Genomic DNA, 20,802 nt, shown 5'->3' with positions numbered 1-20,802 from the left:
CCGCACGCGCCCCCAGCACGCCCCGTGCCGTCACACTCCCTGCTCGGCGGGCAGCCGCCCGGCGCGCACGGCGGCCGCCAGCTCCGCGTGGTCCTTCTCCGTGCGGTCCGCGTAGGCCACGGCGAAGGCGGCCACCGCCTCGTCCAGCTCGCCCGACTTGCCGCAGTATCCCGCCAGGAGGCGCGGATCGGCGCTGTGGGCGTGCGCGCGGGCCAGCAGGGCGCCCGTCATCCGCCCGTAGTCGTCGATCTCGCCCGCGGACAGCGCCGCCGGGTCCACGCTGCCCTTGCGGTTGCGGAACTGCCGCACCTGGCAGGGGCGCCCCTCGACCGTCGTCCAGCCCAGCAGTGTGTCGGACACCACCTGCATCCGCTGCTGCCCCAGCACCACCCGGCGCCCCTCGTGCTCCGGTTCCGGCTCGGTGAAGCCCGCCAGGGCCGTGTACGGCCGCAGCACCGAGGGCCGCGCCTCCTTCACCTGGAGCACCAGCGGCTTGCCCAGGTGGTCCAGGAGTAGCACGACGTACGAGCGGGTGCCCACGCTCCCGGTCCCGACGACCCGGAACGCCACGTCGTGGACCGCGTACCGGGCCAGCAGCGGAAGCCGGTCCTCCGGCAGGGTGCCCAGGTACTCCTCCAGGGAGGAGGCCACGGCCGCCGCCTCCTGGTCGGACGCCCTCCGCAGTACGGGCGGGGCGTCCACGAAGCACCGTCCGCCGTCCTCCGTCTCCCGGGTGGACTTCGCGGCGAAGCGCGCGCTGGTGTTGCGCCGGGCCTTGTCGGCGACCCGTTCCAGGGTGCCCAGCAGGTCGTGGGCGGCGGTGTGCGAGACGAGCTCCTCGTCGGCGACGGCGTTCCAGGCGTCCGCGGCCGGCATCCCCGCCAGCAGGCGCGCCGTGCGCCGGTACGCCCCGGCCGCGTCGTACGCCGCCTCGCGGCAGACGTCCTCGCCCAGTCCCGCCTCGCGGCCGGCCAGCACCAGGGAGGCGGCCAGCCGCTTGAGGTCCCACTCCCAGGGGCCGCGCGCGGTCTCGTCGAAGTCGTTGAGGTCGATGGTCAGCCCGCCGCGGGCGTCCCCGTAGAGGCCGAAGTTGGCGGCGTGGGCGTCTCCGCAGATCTGCGCGCCGATCCCGGTGGCGGGGGTGCCGTGCGCCAGGTCGTACGCCATCAGGCCGGCCGAGCCGCGCAGGAAGGCGAAGGGGGAGGCGACCATCCGCCCGACGCGGATCGGGATCAGCTCCTCGATCCTGCCGCGGTTGGACTCCTCCACGGCGGTCACCGCGTCGGGCCGCCCCGGCGCCTCGGAGAATCCCGCGTGGGCGGCCCGCGGCACCGACTCCCTCAGCGCCTTGCCGGCCCGCTTCGGCGACTCCCGGCTCCCCCGGTCCGCGAATCCCGGTACGTACGGCAGCCTCTCGGCCACGGTCCCACCCCCTGCGCACTTCTTCGACGACCGGCGGTGATCGGGACGATCCGCGGTCCGGAACGGTCAAGAAGGTACTCGCCTACCCATGCGGGCGTCAGTCCCCGTGGGCGGGCGTACCGCGCGGGGCAACGGACGGGACACCGCACGGGAACCAGTGGCAGCGCACAGCGAAGCGGGCCCCTTACAGTGATGTTGGTCACTGCAAGAGACCCGCTTCGCGTTCTCTCTGTGCGCGAGGGGGGAGTTGAACCCCCACGCCCTTTCGGGCACTGGAACCTGAATCCAGCGCGTCTGCCTATTCCGCCACCCGCGCATGGGTGTTGTCGTTTCGATTCTCCCACACTCCCCGGACTGCTTTCGTCCGGTTCGCCGGGAGCCCCTGGCGACACACAGAACATTAGCACGTCGTCCGGGGTGGTCTCACACCCGTATCGACGGCCGCCGGTTTGGGACACTGGTCCCGTACCCCCTCTACGATCCGTGTGAGGGGTGACACCCGCGCGCCGGGCCCCGGTGGGGAACCAGCCGTTTTCCTCGCGCGTGGATACGATCAGTAAGCAGTATCGGAGGCAACGCGTCGTGTGCGCCCAGCGCACTAGAGCAGAGGGCATCGGGGAAGGAGGTGCACCGTGGGAGTCCTGAAGCGCTTCGAGCAGCGTCTCGAAGGCCTCGTCAACGGCACCTTCGCCAAGGTGTTCAAGTCCGAGGTGCAGCCCGTCGAGATCGCGGGTGCCCTCCAGCGCGAGTGCGACAACAACGCCACCATCTGGAACCGCGAACGGACCGTCGTTCCCAACGACTTCATCGTCGAGCTCAGCACCCCGGACTACGAGCGCCTCAGCCCCTACTCCGGGCAGCTCGGCGACGAGCTGGCCGGCATGGTGCGCGAGTACGCCAAGCAGCAGCGGTACACCTTCATGGGCTCGGTCAAGGTCCACCTGGAGAAGGCCGAGGACCTCGACACCGGCCTGTACCGGGTCCGCAGCCGCACGCTCGCCGCCAGCAGCTCCCAGCCCTCGTCCCAGCAGCCCCCGCGCGGCGCCCCGGGCGGCGGCCCCGGCGGCTACGGCTACCCGCCGCAGCGTCCCGCCGGCATGCCTCCCATGCCCGCCGGCCCGCCGCCCGGGGCGCCCGGCGGGGCGGGTCCGCTGCCGCCCGTCCAGACCCGCCGCTGGATCGAGATCAACGGCACCCGCCACCAGATCTCCCGGCCCACCATGGTGCTGGGCCGCTCCACCGAGACCGACGTGCGGATCGACGACCCCGGCGTCTCCCGGCGCCACTGCGAGATCCGGGCCGGGAACCCCACGACGATCCAGGACCTGGGCTCCACCAACGGCATCGTGGTAGACGGGCAGCACACCACGCGCGCTACGCTCCGCGACGGCTCACGCATCGTCGTGGGCAGCACCACGATCATTTACCGGCAAGCCGAAGGGTGAAGCGGGGGCAATGTCAGAGCTGACCCTGACGGTCATGCGGTTGGGCTTTCTCGCCGTACTGTGGCTGTTCGTCATCGTGACCGTGCAGGTCATCAGGAGCGACCTCTTCGGCACCCGCGTGACCCAGCGCACTACCCGACGCGGCGAGGGCCAGCGTCCGCCCCAGCCGCGCCAGTCGGCGCAGCCCGCCGCCCGCGGCGGCCGGCGCCGCGGCGCACCGACCAAACTCGTGGTGACCGAGGGCTCGCTCACCGGCACCACCGTGGCCCTGCAGGGGCAGACCATCACCCTCGGCCGGGCCCACGACTCGACGATCGTGCTGGACGACGACTACGCCTCCAGCCGCCATGCCAGGATCTACCCGGACCGCGACGGCCAGTGGATCGTCGAGGACCTGGGATCCACCAACGGCACGTACCTCGACCGGACCCGGCTCACCACACCGACGCCGATCCCGCCCGGCGCGCCGATCCGCATCGGCAAGACGGTCATCGAGCTGCGGAAGTAGTGAACGACCATGACGACCGGAGGGTGGGCACCGTGCGGATGTACCCGGAGCCGACGGGCGAGGTGCGCATGAGTCTGTCACTGCGCTTCGCCGCCGGATCGCACAAAGGCATGATCCGCGAGGGCAACGAGGACTCCGGCTACGCCGGGCCCCGGCTGCTCGCGATCGCCGACGGCATGGGCGGCCAGGCCGCCGGGGAGGTCGCCAGCTCCGAGGTGATCTCCATCCTCGTCCAGCTCGACGACGACATCCCCGGCTCCGACGTCCTCACCTCCCTGGGCACCGCCGTGCAGCGCGCCAACGAGCAGCTGCGCATCATGGTCGAGGAGGACCCGCAGCTGGAGGGCATGGGCACCACGCTCACCGCCCTGCTGTGGACCGGCCGGCGGCTCGGTCTCGTCCACGTCGGCGACTCCCGCGCCTACCTGCTGCGCGACGGCCAGCTCACCCAGATCACCCAGGACCACACCTGGGTGCAGCGCCTGGTGGACGAGGGGCGGATCACCGAGGAGGAGGCCACCACCCACCCGCAGCGCTCCCTGCTGATGCGCGCGCTGGGCAGCGGCGACCGCGTGGAGCCCGACCTGTCCATCCGCGAGGTGCGGCCCGGCGACCGCTACCTGCTGTGCTCCGACGGCCTGTCCGGCGTCGTCAGCCACCAGACGATGGAGGAGACCCTCGCCAGCTACCAGGGGCCGCACGAGACGGTGCAGGAGCTGATCCAGCTCGCCCTGCGCGGCGGCGGTCCCGACAACATCACCTGCATCGTCGCCGACGTCCTCGACGTCGACGACAACGACACCCTCGCCGGCCGGCTCAACGACACCCCGGTCATCGTGGGCGCCGTCGCGGAGAACCAGCACCAGCTCGGCGACCCGGGCACCCTCCAGACCCCGGCCGCCCGCGCCGCCGAACTCGGCCGCGGAGTGCCCCAGCAGCAGACGCCCGACGGCCCGCAGGGCAGCTTCGGCCCGCCCGGCAGCGGCGGCCCGGTCGGCGGCCCGCCGCCCGGCGGGGCCTTCGGCGCGTACGCCGAGGGGGACCTCACCAAGCCCAGAAGAGGCTGGAAGTGGTTCAAGCGGACCCTGCTGATCGCGCTCGTCCTGGGCGTGATCGGCGGCGGCCTGTACGGTGGCTGGCGCTGGGTGCAGACCCAGTACTACGTGGGCGCCGAGGGCGACCGCGTCGCGATCTACCGCGGCCTCAGCCAGAAGCTCGGCTGGTTCTCGCTGAGCGAGGTCGAACGGCACTCCGCGATCGAACTCAAGTACCTCCCGGTCTACCAGCGCGACCAGATCAAGGAAGGCATCTCCATGGGCAGCCTCGCCCAGGCCGAGGACCGCCTGGAGAAGCTGGGGGAACAGGCCGAGGTCTGCAAGCTCGTCGCCGAGCAGCGGAAGAGCCGGGAGCGCGCCGAGGCCAAGGACGGCTCCGCGGTGGACGGGGAGACCGGCGGGCAGACGCCGGCCCCCACCTCGACCACCAGTCCGTCCGCCGCCTCGGCCGACACCGTCAGCACCAGCAAGAGCTCCACCGCTCCGACCCCCGGCCCCACCCTTCCGGAGGAACAGCAGAAGCTCGCCAAGCAGTGCACCACGCCATAGGGGGCCGCACTCCATGAGCACCAGTCACTCCACCGGCAGCAACACGACGATCTCCTCGGGAGGGCTGCCCAGCCGCCGCAACACCGAGCTGGCGATGCTCGCCTTCGCCGTGCTCGTCCCGGTGTTCGCCTATGCCAACGTGGGTCTGGCCATCGACGGCGAGCTTCCCGCCGGAATGCTGGGCTACGGCCTCGGCCTCGGCCTGCTCGCCGGCGTGGCCCATCTGGTGGTGCGGAAGTTCGCGCCGTACGCCGACCCGCTGATGCTGCCCATCGCCACACTCCTCAACGGGCTCGGTCTGGTCCTGATCTGGAGACTCGACCAGTCGGAGCGGCTGAGGGATGCCCCGGCCGCGACCAGCCAGCTGATGTGGTCCGCGCTGGGGATAGCCCTCTTCCTCGGGGTGCTGATCTTCCTCAAGGACCACCGCGTCCTGCAGCGCTACACCTACATCTCCATGGTGGTGGCGCTGATCCTGCTGGTCCTGCCGATGTTCTTCCCGGCGGTCTACGGCGCCAGGATCTGGATCACCATCGGCGGCATGTCCATCCAGCCGGGCGAGTTCGCCAAGATCATCATCGCGGTGTTCTTCGCCGGCTACCTGATGGTCAAGAGGGACGCCCTCGCCCTGGCCAGCCGCCGCTTCATGGGCCTGTACCTGCCCCGGGGCCGCGACCTCGGCCCGATCCTGGTGATCTGGGCGCTGAGCGTGCTCATCCTGGTCTTCGAGACCGACCTGGGCACCTCGCTCCTCTTCTTCGGCCTCTTCGTCGTGATGCTCTACGTGGCCACCGAGCGGACGAGCTGGATCCTCTTCGGCCTCACCCTGGCCGCCGTCGGCGCCGTGACCGTGGCCAGCTTCGAGCCCCACGTCCAGAGCCGCGTCCAGGACTGGCTGGACCCCTTCCACCACGTCCGCGAGACCGGTGAGCGCACCCAGCCCGCGGAGGCCATGTGGGCCTTCGGCGCCGGCGGCATCCTCGGCACCGGCCTCGGCCAGGGCAACACCGACCTGATCATGTTCGCGGCCAAGAGCGACTACATCTTCGCCACCGTGGGCGAGGAGCTGGGCCTGACCGGCGTCATGGCGTTCGTCCTGCTGTACGGCCTGCTCGTCGAGCGCGGCATCCGCACCGCCCTGGCCGCCCGCGACCCCTTCGGCAAGCTGCTCGCCGTCGGCCTCTCCGCGGCCTTCGCGATCCAGGTCTTCGTGGTGGCGGGCGGCGTCATGGCCCTGATCCCGCTGACCGGCATGACCATGCCCTTCCTCGCACAGGGCGGTTCGTCGGTCATCGCCAACTGGGCCCTCGTCGCGATCCTGCTGAGAATCAGCGACACCGCGCGGCGCCCCGCCCCCGCCCCCGTGTCCTCACCCGACGCCGAGATGACCCAGGTGGTCCGATCGTGAACAAGCCCCTGCGCCGCGTCGCCATCTTCTGCGGCCTGCTCATGGTCGCCCTGATGATCCGCGGCAACTGGATCCAGCTCGTCCAGGCCGACGAACTGCAGAACGACAAGTACAACCGCCGTGTCGCCATCGAGCGTTACAGCCAGCCGCGCGGCGACATCCTCCTCGCCAACGGCAAGTCCATCACCGGCTCGGTCGAGACCGAGGGCAACGACTTCAAGTTCAAGCGGACGTACAAGAACGGCAAGATGTGGGCGCCCGTGACCGGGTACGCCTCCCAGGCGTTCGACGCCTCGCAGCTGGAGAAGATCTACGACGGCATCCTCACCGGCAACGACGACCGGCTGTTCTTCAACCGCACCATCGACATGCTCACCGGCAAGGACCGGAAGGGCGGCAACGTCATCACGACGCTGGACGCCAAGGTCCAGGAGGCCGGCTACAAGGCCATGGGCGACAAGAAGGGCGCGGCCGTCGCGATCGACCCCCAGACCGGCGCCATCCTCGGTCTGATCAGCAAGCCGTCGTACGACCCCTCCTCCTTCGCGGGCACCTCCTCCAAGGACGGGGAGGCCTGGAACTCCCTCCAGAAGAAGGAGAACCCCGACGAGCCGATGCTCAACCGGGCGCTGCGCCAGACCTACCCGCCGGGCTCGACGTTCAAGATCGTCACCGCCGCCGCGGCGCTGGAGAGCGGCAAGTACGACATCGACCAGAAGACCGACACTCCGGACCCGTACGTGCTCCCCGGTACCAGGACCCCGCTGCCCAACAGCGGCAACCACCCCTGTGAGAACGCTTCGCTGCGGGTGGCCATGCAGTGGTCCTGCAACACCGTCTTCGCCAAGATCAGCGCCGAGATCAGCAACGAGAAGATGATCGAGTACGCCGAGAAGTTCGGCTTCAACAAGGAGCACTTCATCCCGGTCCGCGCCGTCGAGTCCGTCTACCCCGAGGACATCCCCTCCCAGAACGCCCAGGCCGGCATCGGCCAGGCGTCCAACCGCGCCACCCCGCTCCAGATGGCCATGGTCGCCGCCGCCGTCGCCAACGACGGCAAGCTGATGCAGCCGTACATGGTCGACAAGCTCGTCGCCCCGAGCCTCAACGTCGTCGAGGAGCACACCCCCGAGGAGATCGGCCAGGCCGTCTCGCCGGAGAACGCCCAGAAGCTCCAGCAGATGATGGAGACGGTCGTCGAGAAGGGCACCGGAACCACCGCCCGGATCGACGGCGTCACAGTCGGCGGCAAGACCGGTACCGCCCAGCACGGTGAGGGCAACAGCAAGAACCCGTACGCCTGGTTCGTCTCGTACGCGAAGCTCGGCGACGGCTCCTCGCCGGTGGCCGTCGCCGTGGTGATCGAGGACTCCAACGCCGCCCGCGCGGACATCTCCGGCGGCGGCCTGGCCGCCCCGGTCGCCAAGGCCATGATGGAGGCCGCGCTCGACGGCAGGCGGTGACCTGGAGCCAGGGGTCGCGTCGGCAGCCGCGTTCCCTGCCCTTCGCCCGGTCCGGGTACGGTATGCCGAGCAGCACCGCCGGACCGCAGGGAGACGGTCAGGACGAAGAGAGGGCTGGAGACTATGGAAGAGCCGCGTCGCCTCGGCGGCCGGTACGAGCTGGGCTCGGTGCTCGGCCGAGGCGGTATGGCCGAGGTCTACCTCGCCCACGACACCCGCCTGGGCCGTACCGTCGCGGTGAAGACGCTCCGGGTGGACCTCGCCCGCGACCCCACGTTCCAGGCCCGCTTCCGCCGTGAGGCCCAGTCGGCCGCCTCGCTCAACCACCCGGCGATCGTCGCCGTCTACGACACCGGCGAGGACTACGTCGACGGCGTCTCCATCCCGTACATCGTCATGGAGTACGTCGACGGCTCCACCCTGCGCGAGCTGCTGCACTCCGGCCGCAAGCTGCTGCCCGAGCGCTCGCTGGAGATGTGCGTCGGCATCCTCCAGGCCCTGGAGTACTCGCACCGCAACGGCATCGTCCACCGCGACATCAAGCCCGCGAACGTCATGCTGACGCGCACCGGGCAGGTCAAGGTGATGGACTTCGGCATCGCCCGCGCCATGGGCGATTCCGGCATGACCATGACCCAGACGGCGGCCGTCATCGGCACCGCCCAGTACCTCTCCCCGGAGCAGGCCAAGGGCGAGACCGTGGACGCCCGCTCCGACCTCTACTCCACGGGCTGCCTGCTGTACGAGCTGCTGACCGTGCGGCCGCCCTTCGTGGGCGACTCCCCCGTCGCGGTCGCCTACCAGCACGTGCGGGAGGAGCCGCAGCCGCCGAGCGTCTTCGATCCCGAGATCACGCCGGAGATGGACGCCATCGTCCTCAAGGCGCTGGTGAAGGATCCGGACTACCGGTACCAGTCCGCCGACGAGATGCGCGCCGACATCGAGGCGGCCCTCGACGGCCAGCCCGTCGGCGCCGCTGCGGCGATGGGCGCGGGGTCCTACGGGCCCGGCGGCGGCTACCACCCGGAGGACCAGCCCACCGCCGCCCTCCGCGCCACCGCCCCGGCGGCCGGCCAGACGTCCATGCTGCCGCCGATGCGCGAGGACGACGGCGGCTACGGCTACGACGAGCGGCCCGACCGGCGCCGCCAGGGGAAGAACAACCTCTCCACGATCCTGCTGGTGCTCGGCGGCATCCTGGTGCTGGTCGGCGCGGTCTTCATCGGCAAGGTGATCTTCAGTCCCTCGGGGAACGAGCCGCGGGTTCCCGACCTCGCCGGGCTCAGCTTCTCCGAGGCCCAGGAGGAGGCGCAGAACACCAGACTGGAGGTGGCCAAGGGCGCCAGCGAGTTCTGCGAGCAGAAGAAGGACACGGTCTGCAAGACCGATCCGCCCGAGGGCACCGCGGTCCCCGAGGGCAGCACGATCACGCTGATCATGTCCAAGGGTCCCAGCGACATCGAGGTTCCGGACCTCGTCGGCGAGGACGCCGACACGGCCGAGAAGGAGCTGAGGGACGCGGGCTTCGAGGTCGAGCGCGAGACGGAGATCTCCGAGCAGCCGGCCGGAACGGTCATCGAGCAGGATCCGGCGGGCGGGGAGAAGGCCAAGCCCGGTTCCACCGTCACCCTGACCGTGGCCCAGGAGGACACCCGGCAGACCGTCCCGTCCGTGACCGGGAAGCCCTTCGAGGAGGCCAAGAACCAGCTGGAGGCCCTGGGCTTCGCCGTCGAGAGGGCCGAACGGGAGGACGGCTCCCAGGCGCCGGACACGGTGCTGGAGCAGAGCCTGCCCGCCAACACCAAGGCGGACCCCGGCTCCAAGATCACCCTGACCGTGGCCAAGGCTCCCGCGGAGCAGCCGGTCACCGTCCCGAACCTCCAGGGCAAGTCGCTGAAGGAGGCCCGCAAGGCGCTTGAGGACCTGGGTCTCCAGGTCAGCGTCGAGGGGTCGAACGACGAGAACGCCAGGGTCATCAACACCAACCCGGGCCCCGACTCCCAGCTCAAGAAGGGCGACTCGATCACCGTGTACGCCTTCGGCGGGGGCGGCGGAAACGGCAACGGTGGTCCGGGCGGCGGTCCGGGTGGCGGTCCGGGCGGCTTCATCCAGGGCATGAACGGCGGGCGCGACGACTGACCCGCCGCACCGCACGCCGGAGCCCGGGGGCCCGGCCGGCTTTCGCCGGCCGGGCCCCCGGGCTCTTCGGACCTGTGTCCGCTAGCGGATCTCCTTCGGCAGGGTGCGCCGCTCGTCCACCTTCTCGGTGCGCACCAGCTCGCCCCACACGATGTAGCGGTAGTCGGAGGTGAGCACGGGGGTGCAGGTGGTCAGGGTGATGTACTTCCCCTTCTCGTCCCTGCCCGAGACCTCCGGCACGTCGTCGAGCACCTCGACGTTGTACTTCGAGGTCTTCGGCAGGATCTCGTAGACCTTGTAGACGTACCAGGTGTCCTCGGTCTCGACGACGATCGGGTCGCCCTCTTCGATCCTGTGGATGTCGTGGAACTTGGCGCCGTGCCCGTCGCGATGCGCGGCCAGGGAGAAGTTGCCGTCGCCCTCCCAGGGCGGCGTGGCCTCCACGGGATCGGTGTAGTAGCCGGCGACGCCCTTGTCGAGCTCCTTGGTGGACGTGCCCTTCTTGATCAGCACCTCGCCGCCCATCGAGGGGACGTGGAGGAAGCCGACGCCCTCGCCGGGGTCGAAATCCCTCTCGGCGCCGCCCGGACCGTCCTGGGCCCACTTCTGGCGGACCTCCGCACCGTCGCGCTGGGCCTCGCGGTTGGCGATCACGTTCGTCCACCACAGCGAGTAGACGACGAAGAGGCCCAGTATCACGCCGGCGGTGATCAGCAGTTCGCCCAGCACACCGATGACGGCGGCGAGCCCGATGCGTCTGCGGCGACGGGGCGCGGAAGGCGGTTCCGGGCTCGTCTCCGGCTCGCTCTCCTGGTCGATCACTGCCACGCGACGCACCGCCCGCCTGTTCTCACTGTTGCCTCCCCCGCGCGCAGGCTATCGGACGAGCGCGTCCGGCTTCCCCTCGCTCCTGGGACGTTCCTCGGCCATTTTCCCCCAGACGATCATCCGGTACTTCGAGGTGAACTCGGGGGTGCAGGTGGTCAGGGTGATGTACCGACCGGGCTCGGTGAAACCGGAGTCCTTGGGCACGGGATCGATGACGCCGACGTTCGACGGCAGGGTGGAGTCGAGGCGGCTGGTCATCTCGTAGACGTAGTAGGTGTCCTGGGTCTCCACCACGATCGGGTCGCCCGGGTCCAGCTTGTTGATGTAGCGGAACGGCTCGCCGTGGGTGTTGCGGTGTCCGGCCACCGCGAAGTTGCCCGTCCTGTCCCAGGGCATCGCGGTCTTCAGGGGCTCCTCGGCGTAGTGGCCGACCATGCCGCGGTCGAGGACGCCGTTCTCGTCGACGCCCTCGGCGATGGGCACCTTCACGTCCAGCTTGGGGATGTGCATGATCGCGAAGCCCTGGCCGGGGGAGAAGGCGCCGGGGTCGCGGTCGCCCTCCTTCTCCCCCCACTGCTGTTCCAGCTTCTTCGCCTCGTCGCCCGCCTGGCGGTTGGCGATCACGTTCGTCCACCACAGCTGGTAGGAGACGAACAGCAGCATCACCACGCCGAGGGTGATGAACAGTTCGCCGACGACCCGGCTGGCGACCACCATCGGGCTCTCCCGGCGGGCCCGCCGGGCCCGCCGCCGTGCGGCCCGTCCGCCCCCGGGGGAACCGGCCGGCTCCGGGCGCGCCCGCCGGGCCCGCCGCCGCGCGGCCCGTCCGCCGTCCGGGAGCCGGTCCGCTCCCGTGCGCGCCGGGAGCGGCTCCTCGGCCCGGCGCAGCATCATCGTCTCGTCGTCGAGGGCGGGGCCGGGGGCCGGGTCCGCGGCGGGGACGGGTTCGTGCGCCGGGTCCGGCGCCGCGGCAGGTTCCGGCGCGGGAGCCGCCTCGGGCAGGGGCGCTCCCGGCATGGCGGCGTCCACCGGGGAGGGGGTCTCCGCCGGGGGGTACGGGCCGTACCGCTGCGGTTCCTGGTGGAGGGGGTCCTGGTGGGGGGCGTACGTTCCCGGACGCCCCCCGGGGTGGGGCTCCCGCGGCGCCGGGTCCAGGCCCGGCAGCGGGTCGTTCAGCGGGTCGGCCAGCCGCCCCACCGCCGCCTCGAACGCGCCCGGGTCTGCGTAGGGGTCGTACGGGCGGCCGCTGTGCGGATCGCTTCCGTAGGTGCCCTCCGGACGCAGGGCCGTCACGTCCCGACCACGGGGGCCAGCCCCCGGGACCGTTCGACGGCCCCCGCGTCCCCGCACCGCGCGAGCCAGTTGGCGAGCATCCGGTGACCCCACTCGGTGAGCACCGACTCGGGGTGGAACTGCACGCCCTCCACCGGCAGTTCGCGGTGGCGCAGGCCCATGACGACGCCCGTCTCCGTCCAGGCGGTGACCTCCAGCTCCGCGGGCACGGTGCCGGGCTCGACCGCCAGCGAGTGGTAGCGGGTCGCGGTGAAGGGGGCGGGCAGCCCGGCGAAGACGCCCGCGCCCTCGTGGCTGACGAGCGACGTCTTGCCGTGGAGCAGTTCCGGCGCCCGGTCCACCACACCGCCGTACGCCACGGCCATGGACTGCATCCCGAGGCAGACCCCGAAGACGGGCACGCCCGTCGCGGCGCAGTGCCGGACCATCTCGACGCAGACCCCGGCCTCCTCGGGCGTGCCGGGGCCGGGGGAGAGCAGCACCCCGTCGAACCCCTCCTGGGCGTGCCCGGGGCGGACCTCGTCGTTGCGGAGCACCTCGCACTCGGCGCCGAGTTGGTAGAGGTACTGGACGATGTTGAAGACGAAGCTGTCGTAGTTGTCGACGACCAGGACGCGCGCGCTCATGGGCTCAGTTCCCCTGTCTCTCGTCGAGCGTGCCGTCGCTGAACGGCAGCAGTGGTTCCGCCCAGGGGAAGACGTACTGGAAGAGCACGTAGACGGCCGCCAGGACCAGCACGAGCGAGATCAGCGCGCGTACCAGCGTGTTGCCCGGCAGATGCCGCCATATCCAGCCGTACATGCCGTGTTGCCGTCCCTTCTTTCCCTCGGGCACCCAGAGTACGGGCCCGCGGGCTCGCCGGGGCCCCGTGCGGCGCATTGCGTCCGACGCTACACGGGCCCCGGCGTCCCGGGGCCGGAAGACGGCGGCCTCACCCGACCGGCCTCGCCTGACGCAGGTTCACCGCCCCCGCGTACCCGGGGAGCGTCACCTCGTCGTGCTCGTCCACGGACCAGCCCAGGCCGTAGGCGTCGACGTACTCGCGGTAGTTCCGCACGGCCGGGGCCCGGTCCAGGGCGGCGCGCAGCTCCCCGGTGTCGCCGACGGCGGTGATGGTGTAGGGCGGGGAGTACAGCCGGCCCTGGAGGATCAGGGTGTTGCCGACGCAGCGCACGGCGCTGGTGGAGATCAGCCGCTGGTCCATGACCTTTATGCCGCGGGCGCCGCCCTCCCACAGGGCGTTCACCACCGCCTGGAGGTCCTGCTGGTGGACGACGAGGTCGTTGGGCTGCGGCTCGGGGATGCCCGGCATCCGGGGAGCGGCGTCGGGCGGGGCGTCGTCGAGGGTGACGGTGAGGCCGGGGCCGGTCAGCCGCCGGGTGCCCGCCGCCCTCTCCAGTTCCTCGAAGCCGCGCTTCTCCGCCTCGGTGCCGCCGCTGTCCCGGCGGGCGAGGGCGTCGACCTCCCGGCGGAGCCCGGAGACGGAGGCGTCCAGTTCCTGGTTGCCGCGGCTGCGCTCCTGGATGAGGTCGGACAGGCGCAGCATCGAGTCGTCGGTGCGCAGATCGGTGCCCTGGGCGGTGTTGAAGCTCACCCAGAAGAGGAAACCGGCCAGGGCGAAGACACCGGCGGTGGCGAGCCTGACGGGCCGGAAGCGGAAACTCGTCACCTTACCCATGTCTCCTTCCAGCGCGTGGAGGTACTACGCTAACGGAATTAAGCAACGTCCCCTCTCCGGCCTTCCTCCGGCCCCCGGACCGGACCGACCGGGGGGAGGGCACTTCGGAGCAGGCCCGCGCAGTCACGCAGCGCATCGACAGGAGAGTCCCTCGTGCCGAAGTCACGGATCCGCAAGAAGGACGATTTCACGCCGCCGCCGGCGAAGCAGGCCGCGAACATCAACCTCGCCTCGGGGCGGAGCTGGGTCGCTCCGGTGATGCTGGCCCTGTTCCTGATCGGCCTCGTATGGATCGTCGTCTTCTACGTGACGACGGGCGACCTGCCGGTCAAGTCGCTCGGGGACTGGAACATCGTGGTGGGCTTCGGCTTCATCGCGGCGGGGTTCGTCGTCTCCACACAGTGGAAGTAGCCACAGGAACCCGCGTTATCCACAGGTCTTCCACAGCCCTGGGAAAACTCACGGGGATCTGTGGATAACTTTTCCCGTCCGAGCCTCGTTATGACTGGCGACCACCGGTGGAGAAACCGGTTCCCCCTTGTCCTCCTGGGGGAACGCGCCTGACCACGGCAGCCGGCCCGGCCCGCGCACACCATGCACAAGGCCGGTCACCTGCTGTGGATAACCCATGGCCAGAGCTGGCCCGTCCTCAGCCGAGAAGCGCCGCCGTACGGGCCACGCACACGGCGACGACGCCCAGCAGCACCACCGCACAGGTGCCGTACTGCACCAGGGACCGCCGGGAACGCGGGGCGTGGACCATCGCGTAGGCGACGACCACACCCACGACCAGGCCGCCCACATGGGCCTGCCAGGAGACGCTCCCGCGCATGGCGAAGGTGAAGATCAGGTTGATCGCCAGCAGCGCCAGGATGGGACGCATGTCGTAGTTCATCCGCCGCATCAGCACGGCGGTCGCCCCGAACAGGCCGAAGACCGCCCCCGAGGCGCCCAGCGACATCCGGTCCGGACTCTCGGCCAGGTACACCAGCGTGCTGCCGCCCAGCGCGGACAGCAGGTACAGCGCCAGGTAGCGCAGACGCCCCAGCGCCGCCTCCAGCTGCGGGCCGAGCCACCACAGCGCCAGCATGTTGAGGCCGAGGTGCCAGACCTCCTGGTGGAGGAAGGCCGAGGTCAGCATCCGGTACCACTCGCCGTCCGCCACCCCGACCACCTCGAACACCTCGGGGTGGGGATCGAAGGCGTGGCCGATCATCGTCAGCCGGTGGACCAGCGGGTCCCCCAGGGCGAGCGCCGCGGCGAACACCACCAGATTGACCGCCAGCAGCACCTTGGTGACCAGCCGCGGATCGGCGGCCACGGTGCCGCCCGCCAGGGTCCGCGGCCGGGACGCCGCCGGGGCGTGGCCCGTTCCCGCCCCGCTGCGGACGCACTCGGGGCACTGGAAGCCGACGGAGGCGGCGATCATGCACTCCGGGCAGATCGGACGCTCGCAGCGGGCACACGAGATGCCCGTCTCCCGGTCCGGATGCCGGTAGCAGCGCGCCGGCTCCGGCCGCGACTGCCCCTGCTGGTCCTCCATGGCCACACCCCTCGCCCCTCGCGTACGGACTCACATACGCACAACGGCGTACGGACACGGCGCACGGACGACGAACACCGCCCCACCTGTCCTACGGCCAGGCGAGGCGGCTGGTTCCCCGCTCCGCGGAACGGCGGACCCGGCGTTCGCCGGCCGCCCGGTCAGCGGCGCTCGACGACGACCGACTCGATCACCACGTCCTGCAGCGGGCGGTCGGTGCGCGGGTTGGTCCGCGTGGTCGCGATGGAGTCCACGACCTTCTGGCTCGACGCGTCGGCGACCTCTCCGAAGATGGTGTGCTTGCCGGTCAGCCAGGCGGTCGGGGCGACGGTGATGAAGAACTGCGACCCGTTGGTGCCCGGACCGGCGTTGGCCATCGCCAGCAGGTACGGCCGGGTGAAGGCCAGCTCGGGGTGGAACTCGTCGGCGAACTCGTACCCGGGGCCGCCGGTGCCGTTGCCCAGCGGGTCACCGCCCTGGATCATGAAGTCCTTGATGACCCGGTGGAAGACCGTGCCGTCGTACAGCCTGTCGGTGGTCTTCTGCCCGGTCGCCGGGTTGATCCACTCGCGCCGGCCTTCGGCGAGTTCGACGAAGTTGGCCACCGTCTTCGGCGCGTGGTCCGGGAAGAGCCGGACGGTGATGTCGCCGTGGTTGGTCTTCAGGGTGGCGTAGAGCTGCTCGGCCACGATCTACCTTCCATCTGCCGGTTCGTAACCCCCCGATCCTCGCACAGCCCGGGTACCCCGCATCCACGGCCGAACCACGGCGCGGACCGGACCGCGGGCGGAGCGCCCGGTATAGCCCGGATGCCCTTTGGGGCATGCCTCGCCACCGTTGTACAGGCATGATCTTCACCACTGGTGGAAGGCGGAGAGAATCACGCCACCGATGAGGAGGAGAGCCCGTGACCCGCATGGACAGCGTGCGCAGCGCGACCGACAACGCGAGGGAGACCGTGCGGCACGCCGCGGAGGTGGTGGCGCCGAAGGTGAGCCTCGCCGCCGGACAGGCCAGGTCCGCCGTGCGCGGCCAGTACGCCTCTCACGTCGCCCCTCGGCTGGTGCACGTACGCGAGACCCTTCCCCCGGCGATCGACATGGCCGCCGTCCGGGCGGCCCAGCGCACCCGCGAGGCGGCCCGGATGGCGAGCGAGTTCGCCGCGCCCCGCGTCGAGGCCGCCCGCGCCATGGCCGGCCCGGCCCGGGAGGCGGCGATGGCCCGCTCGGCCGCGGCCGTCGCGGCGCTGCGCGGCGAACTGACCGCGGACGACATCCGCAGGCTCGCCCAGCGCCGAGCCCGGCGCGCCCGTACGGGCATGCTGCTCAAGCGCCTGACGGTGGCCGGTCTCGTCGCCGGCGGCGCGGCCGCCGCCTGGAAGTGGTGGGACAAGCAGGCCGGTCCCGACTGGCTGGTCGAGCCTCCGGCCGCCACCGAGATCGGGGGCGAGGGCGGCGCCACCCTCGCCGACGGCGACGGCTCCGCCGCAGGCGGCGCGTCGTCCCGGGACGGCTCGGGGAACGACGCCCCGGAGGACGCCTCCGGGGACCGGGGGTCCGAGGCGGCCTCGTCCGACGAGCAGCGCTGACGGCACCCGCCCCCGCGCGTTCGCGCACATCCCTCGCACGCACGGCACAGGCCCGGTGCCGCGGACCTCACGGTCCGCGGCACCGGGCCTGTCGTGGTGTGGAGCTTAGGGGAGTCGAACCCCTGACATCTGCCATGCAAAGACAGCGCTCTACCAACTGAGCTAAAGCCCCGCCATGACCAGAGTACCCAATGACCGGCGTTCGTTCCGACCGGGTATCGCTCCGCGTCCTCCCGCTCCGTAGGATGCTCGCGAGTTCGCTCCAGCGAAGCGGACACCCGGGGAAGCAGGGGAGATGCGATGGACGCAGCACAGCAGGAGGCCACCGCGAGGGCGAGGGAACTGCAGAGCCAGTGGTACGGCGAGCCCCTGGGCGTCCTCTTCCGCCGCCTCATCGGCGACCTGGGCCTCAACCAGGCCCGCCTGGCGTCGGTCCTCGGACTGTCCGCCCCCATGCTCTCCCAGTTGATGAGCGGTCAGCGCGCGAAGATCGGAAACCCCGCCGTCGTCCAGCGGGTGCAGGCCCTCCAGGAGCTGGCCGCCGAGGTCAGCAAGGGCATAGTCACCGCCGCCGAGGCCACCCAGCGCATGGAGGAGATCCGCCGCACCGCCGGGGGCAACGTGCTGAGCACCACCGGCCAGACCGCCCCCTCCGGCGGCCAGGCGACGACCGTCAAGCGCGTGGTCCGCGAGATCCAGGCGCTGCTGCGCTCGGTCGCCGACGCGGCCGACATCATCGACGCGTCCAACACCCTCGCCTCCACCCATCCGGAGCTGGCAGAGTTCCTGCGGGTCTACGGCGCCGGGAAGACCGCGGACGCGGTCCGGCACTACGAGGCCCACCAGGCCTGAACGGGCCCGGGCCGGGGGCCGGAACGCGACGGGCACGGGGACACTGCGACGGGGACGGGCACGACACGATGGGTGAGATCTTCGCCGGCCGGTACGAGCTGGTCGATCCGATCGGACGCGGCGGCGCCGGCGCGGTCTGGCGCACCTGGGACCACCGCCGCCGACGCTACGTGGCCGCCAAGGTCCTCCAGCAGAGGGACGCGCACACCCTGCTGCGGTTCGTCCGCGAGCAGGCGCTGCGCATCGACCACCCCCACGTCCTGGCCCCGACGAGCTGGGCCGCCGACGACGACAAGGTCCTGTTCACCATGGACCTGGTCCGCGGCGGCTCGCTCGCCCACCTCATCGGCGACTACGGGCCGCTGCCCCCCGCCTATGTGTGCACCCTGCTCGACCAGTTGCTCTCCGGCCTGTCCGCGGTGCACGCCGAGGACGTGGTGCACCGCGACATCAAGCCCGCCAACGTCCTGCTGGACGCCACCGGCACCGGCCGTCCCCACCTGCGGCTGTCCGACTTCGGCATCGCGATGCGCAAGGGCGAGCCCCGGCTGACGGAGACCGACTACGTCGTCGGCACGCCGGGTTACTTCGCTCCCGAGCAACTGCTCGGCGCCGAGCCGGACTTCCCCGCCGACCTGTACGCGGTCGGGCTGGTCGCGCTGTACCTGCTGACCGGCCGGAAGCCGGACTCGCGGGCACTGGTGGAGGCCTACGCGAACGGGGTGCCCCCGGCACCCCAGGGCGTCCCGGAGCCGCTGTGGCAGGTGCTCGGCCTCCTGCTCCACCCCGATCCGGAGGCCCGGTTCCGTACCGCGACGGGTGTGCGCAAGGCACTGGCGTCCGCCGTGGAGCTGCTTCCGGAGGACGCCGTACCGGAGCAGGAGTCCGTGGAGGTCTTCGACCAGATCGGTCCGCTGCCGCCGGGCTTCGGTCCGGACGGCCCGGAGGAGGCGAAGGGCTTCGGCCCCGGGCGTCCCGGGGCCGCGGCGGCCCCGCCCCCCTCCCCGTCGGACACCGGCAGCTTCCGCCTCCCGCCGCCCGTCCGGGCACCGCACGCTCCGGGGAGCCCGGACGCGCCGGCGGAGCACGCGCCGGCGCCGTCGTGGACACCGACGGCGCATGCGTCCACGCAGACCTCCCCCGTCCTCCCCGCCTGGCCGCACCCGCAGCCGGCGGTACGGCTCCCCGAGGACGTCCACGTCCCCCAGCCCCCGCCCGCGCGCCCCGCCGCTCCCCCGGCCACCTCGCCTGCCGCGTCACCGGCGCACGCGCCGCACCACTCCCCCGCCGTACGGAAGCCGGGACCGCCCCCGAAGGTGGCGGTCCCGCTCCTGGTGTTCGCCCTGCTCTGCATCGCCGTCGGCATCTGGGCGCTGACACAGGCCCCCTGACGCGCCCTCACCCGGCTCCGCTCACCCGACTGTCCTTGTCCGGCTCCGTGCCGCCCCGTCACCTCCGGGCGGCGCCGCGCCGGGCGAGGACCGTCCACAGCCCCAGTCCGAGGAGCAGCGCGGTCCCGGTGCCCACGCCGGCCCAGCCCACGGTCCGCAGGGTGGCGCCTGCCCGGGCCTCCGCCTCGCTCAGTCCCCTGGCGGCGGCCTCGCGGTCCCCGTCGGTGACGCCGAAGCCCGCCTCGGCGGCGTTCCCGTCGTAGTCGGGCGCGCCCTTGGGGACGCCCTCGACGGAGGTGCGCAGCACCACCGGAACCGAGCCGGTGACGGACTCCGCCAGGTCCTCGTGCGCGTGGACGGCGATGTAGTACCAGCCGGCGAAGCGCATGCCGGAGAGCTCGGCGCCGGGGGCGTAGCGGTTGAGGAAGGCGACGCGCTGGCTCGCCAGGGAGATCTCGGCCGACTCGCTCGCCCGGTAGGACCCGCTCTCGCTGTCGACGTGTCCGCGGGCCGGGTTGTAGACGTCCACCCGGAAGGCGCCGCTGACGAACTTGTCGTCCCTGGCCTTGGTGGTGCCGAACTCCAGGTCGACGAAGAACTGCTGGCCCCAGTCGACCGGCACCTGGTAGAAGCGGGTCTCCCCCGGCCTCAGCCGGTCCTTCCAGTTGCCCTCGCCCATGCCGGCGGCGTCGTTGAAGCCCGTGCCGCCCTCGATGGGCCTGGCCTCGCCGGCCGGCGGGTCGGGCGGGGTGAGCGTCGCCTGCGGCTCGGGCGGGGTGGTGGAGGTGACGCTCTTCAGGCCCGGCTCCAGCATGAAGCGGATCTCGACCGGCCACGCGGACCGGTCGGACCCGGCGTCGCTCTCCCGCTCCACGTAGAAGTGGTAGACCTTCTCCTCCTGGCAGTAGCCGTCCGGTTTGATCAGGCGCCAGGCGTAGTCGGCGAGCGGCCGGGCGGCGTTCTCGTCCCCGAAGACGACGTCGGACTCGCCGCAGGTGGTGCCGTCCGGGGCCTTCAGACCGACCTTGATGCCGTCGCCGTAGGCGACCGCGCTGCCCGGCTCGGGAAGCGCCACGGCGGAGATCCAGGCGTTGGACTTCGCGTCGAGCCGGACGCCGTAGTACTTCCGCCGGCCCGGAGCGATGTCGTCGGTGTAGACGCCCGGCTCGATGGACGGCCCCTCGGCGCTGCTCTCGCGGCCCTCGACGGGGCGGGCGTCCTCGGCCGTCCGGTAGGCGGGCAGGTCCGCCGGGCCGGCCGTCCCCTCCGCGGCGGTCGCCGTTCCCGGCAGCGCCGCGACCGCGCACAGCGCCGCCGTGACGGCCAGTCCGCTCCTCATCCTGCGCCCCTTCACCACGCGCCACCCCTCGTCGTCTCCGCCGTGCCGGTGTCCCGGCACCCGTTCACGGGTCCGGACGGCCGCACGGCACCGGCCGGACCGTCCCGCACCGCTCCCGCCGTCCCGCCGCCCCGCCGCCCCGGCGGCACGGTACCGGCCGGGCGCCGCCTCCGGGCGGGACGCGCCTTCGGACCGTACGGTCCCGGCGCCGCGGGCCCGTTCCCACCCGCGACGGCCCCCGGCCTCGTCCGGCCCCGACGGCCGGCGAGCCGTCCTCACGGCTCCCCCGGCAGGCCACGGC

General features: G+C 71.8%; 19 protein-coding genes and 2 tRNA genes. 10 read left to right on the top strand and 11 right to left on the bottom strand.

The genetic code is table 11. From position 1 onward, the window contains the following. Positions 1 to 30: 30 nt before the first annotated feature. On the bottom strand, positions 31 to 1,422 hold the full coding sequence (locus tag ABD358_RS01620; protein WP_344628938.1) for a DUF2252 domain-containing protein: 1,392 nt from the start codon (positions 1,420 to 1,422) through the stop codon (positions 31 to 33). 232 nt (positions 1,423 to 1,654) lie between these two features. Further along, positions 1,655 to 1,738: transfer RNA gene (locus tag ABD358_RS01615), tRNA-Leu, on the bottom strand. A gap of 316 nt (positions 1,739 to 2,054) precedes the next feature. Here ABD358_RS01615 and ABD358_RS01610 point away from each other — a divergent pair. From ABD358_RS01610 to pknB, 6 genes are all read left to right on the top strand, one after another. After that, positions 2,055 to 2,867 carry an FHA domain-containing protein gene (locus tag ABD358_RS01610; protein WP_344628937.1) on the top strand — a complete coding sequence of 271 codons (813 nt, stop codon included), beginning with the start codon at positions 2,055 to 2,057 and terminating at the stop codon, positions 2,865 to 2,867. 10 nt (positions 2,868 to 2,877) lie between these two features. Continuing rightward, entirely contained in the window at positions 2,878 to 3,375 is a 498-nt protein-coding gene (locus ABD358_RS01605) for an FHA domain-containing protein FhaB/FipA (RefSeq protein WP_344628936.1), read from the top strand. A gap of 68 nt (positions 3,376 to 3,443) precedes the next feature. Then, positions 3,444 to 4,979 carry a Stp1/IreP family PP2C-type Ser/Thr phosphatase gene (locus ABD358_RS01600; protein WP_344628935.1) on the top strand — a complete coding sequence of 512 codons (1,536 nt, stop codon included), beginning with the start codon at positions 3,444 to 3,446 and terminating at the stop codon, positions 4,977 to 4,979. A 13-nt stretch (positions 4,980 to 4,992) separates the two neighbouring features. Next, a complete protein-coding gene (locus ABD358_RS01595) occupies positions 4,993 to 6,387 on the top strand; it encodes an FtsW/RodA/SpoVE family cell cycle protein (RefSeq protein ID WP_344628934.1) in 1,395 nt (464 codons plus the stop codon). After that, complete coding sequence (locus ABD358_RS01590; protein WP_344628933.1) at positions 6,384 to 7,850, top strand: peptidoglycan D,D-transpeptidase FtsI family protein; 1,467 nt, start codon at positions 6,384 to 6,386, stop codon at positions 7,848 to 7,850. Before ABD358_RS01595 ends, ABD358_RS01590 begins: the two co-directional genes overlap by 4 nt. Before the next feature lie 123 nt (positions 7,851 to 7,973). Next, entirely contained in the window at positions 7,974 to 9,989 is a 2,016-nt protein-coding gene (gene pknB, locus ABD358_RS01585; RefSeq protein WP_344628932.1) for a Stk1 family PASTA domain-containing Ser/Thr kinase, read from the top strand. Positions 9,990 to 10,070: 81 nt separating this feature from the next. Here the strand turns inward: pknB and ABD358_RS01580 are convergent, their stop codons facing one another. From ABD358_RS01580 to ABD358_RS01560, 5 genes are all read right to left on the bottom strand, one after another. After that, positions 10,071 to 10,817, bottom strand: coding sequence for a class E sortase (locus ABD358_RS01580; RefSeq protein ID WP_425576212.1), 747 nt, complete (start codon positions 10,815 to 10,817; stop codon positions 10,071 to 10,073). Between the two features lie 48 nt (positions 10,818 to 10,865). Further along, positions 10,866 to 12,110 carry a class E sortase gene (locus ABD358_RS01575; RefSeq protein WP_344628931.1) on the bottom strand — a complete coding sequence of 415 codons (1,245 nt, stop codon included), beginning with the start codon at positions 12,108 to 12,110 and terminating at the stop codon, positions 10,866 to 10,868. After that, entirely contained in the window at positions 12,107 to 12,736 is a 630-nt protein-coding gene (locus tag ABD358_RS01570; protein WP_344628930.1) for an aminodeoxychorismate/anthranilate synthase component II, read from the bottom strand. Before ABD358_RS01570 ends, ABD358_RS01575 begins: the two co-directional genes overlap by 4 nt. A 4-nt stretch (positions 12,737 to 12,740) precedes the next feature. Next, positions 12,741 to 12,911: a hypothetical protein gene (locus tag ABD358_RS01565; protein WP_344628929.1), complete on the bottom strand. Its 171-nt coding sequence runs from the start codon at positions 12,909 to 12,911 to the stop codon at positions 12,741 to 12,743. A gap of 130 nt (positions 12,912 to 13,041) precedes the next feature. Continuing rightward, positions 13,042 to 13,788 (bottom strand): DUF881 domain-containing protein, encoded by a 747-nt coding sequence (locus ABD358_RS01560; protein ID WP_344628928.1) that lies wholly within the window; start codon positions 13,786 to 13,788, stop codon positions 13,042 to 13,044. A gap of 153 nt (positions 13,789 to 13,941) precedes the next feature. Here ABD358_RS01560 and crgA point away from each other — a divergent pair, with 153 nt between their 5' ends. Then, entirely contained in the window at positions 13,942 to 14,199 is a 258-nt protein-coding gene (gene crgA / locus ABD358_RS01555; protein ID WP_344628927.1) for a cell division protein CrgA, read from the top strand. A gap of 238 nt (positions 14,200 to 14,437) precedes the next feature. Here the strand turns inward: crgA and ABD358_RS01550 are convergent, their stop codons facing one another. Both ABD358_RS01550 and ABD358_RS01545 read right to left on the bottom strand, forming a co-directional pair. After that, the gene (locus ABD358_RS01550; protein WP_344628926.1) at positions 14,438 to 15,331 is read right to left on the bottom strand and encodes a rhomboid family intramembrane serine protease; all 894 of its coding nucleotides are present in this window, start codon (positions 15,329 to 15,331) and stop codon (positions 14,438 to 14,440) included. 161 nt (positions 15,332 to 15,492) lie between these two features. Continuing rightward, positions 15,493 to 16,020, bottom strand: a complete 528-nt coding sequence (locus tag ABD358_RS01545; RefSeq protein WP_344628925.1) for a peptidylprolyl isomerase — start codon at positions 16,018 to 16,020, stop codon at positions 15,493 to 15,495. Between the two features lie 218 nt (positions 16,021 to 16,238). On the opposite strand from ABD358_RS01545, the gene ABD358_RS01540 reads away from it, so the two are divergent. Next, positions 16,239 to 16,919: a DUF5324 family protein gene (locus tag ABD358_RS01540; protein WP_344628924.1), complete on the top strand. Its 681-nt coding sequence runs from the start codon at positions 16,239 to 16,241 to the stop codon at positions 16,917 to 16,919. Positions 16,920 to 17,018: 99 nt separating this feature from the next. Here ABD358_RS01540 and ABD358_RS01535 read toward each other — a convergent pair. Further along, positions 17,019 to 17,091: transfer RNA gene (locus tag ABD358_RS01535), tRNA-Ala, on the bottom strand. Positions 17,092 to 17,219: 128 nt separating this feature from the next. Between ABD358_RS01535 and ABD358_RS01530 the strand changes: the two genes are divergently transcribed. Both ABD358_RS01530 and ABD358_RS01525 read left to right on the top strand, forming a co-directional pair. Continuing rightward, complete coding sequence (locus ABD358_RS01530) at positions 17,220 to 17,771, top strand: DNA-binding protein (protein ID WP_344628923.1); 552 nt, start codon at positions 17,220 to 17,222, stop codon at positions 17,769 to 17,771. 68 nt (positions 17,772 to 17,839) lie between these two features. Further along, positions 17,840 to 19,162 (top strand): serine/threonine-protein kinase, encoded by a 1,323-nt coding sequence (locus ABD358_RS01525; protein ID WP_344628922.1) that lies wholly within the window; start codon positions 17,840 to 17,842, stop codon positions 19,160 to 19,162. A gap of 58 nt (positions 19,163 to 19,220) precedes the next feature. Here ABD358_RS01525 and ABD358_RS01520 read toward each other — a convergent pair whose 3' ends face one another. Beyond that, positions 19,221 to 20,501, bottom strand: coding sequence for a hypothetical protein (locus tag ABD358_RS01520; protein WP_344628921.1), 1,281 nt, complete (start codon positions 20,499 to 20,501; stop codon positions 19,221 to 19,223). Positions 20,502 to 20,802 lie beyond the last annotated feature (301 nt).

The organism is Streptomyces glaucosporus (assembly GCF_039533345.1).
Classification (GTDB): Bacteria; Actinomycetota; Actinomycetes; order Streptomycetales; family Streptomycetaceae; genus Streptomyces; species Streptomyces glaucosporus.
The sequence above is the reverse complement of the archived record's forward strand: the minus strand, read 5'-3'. Positions and strand labels throughout refer to the sequence as shown.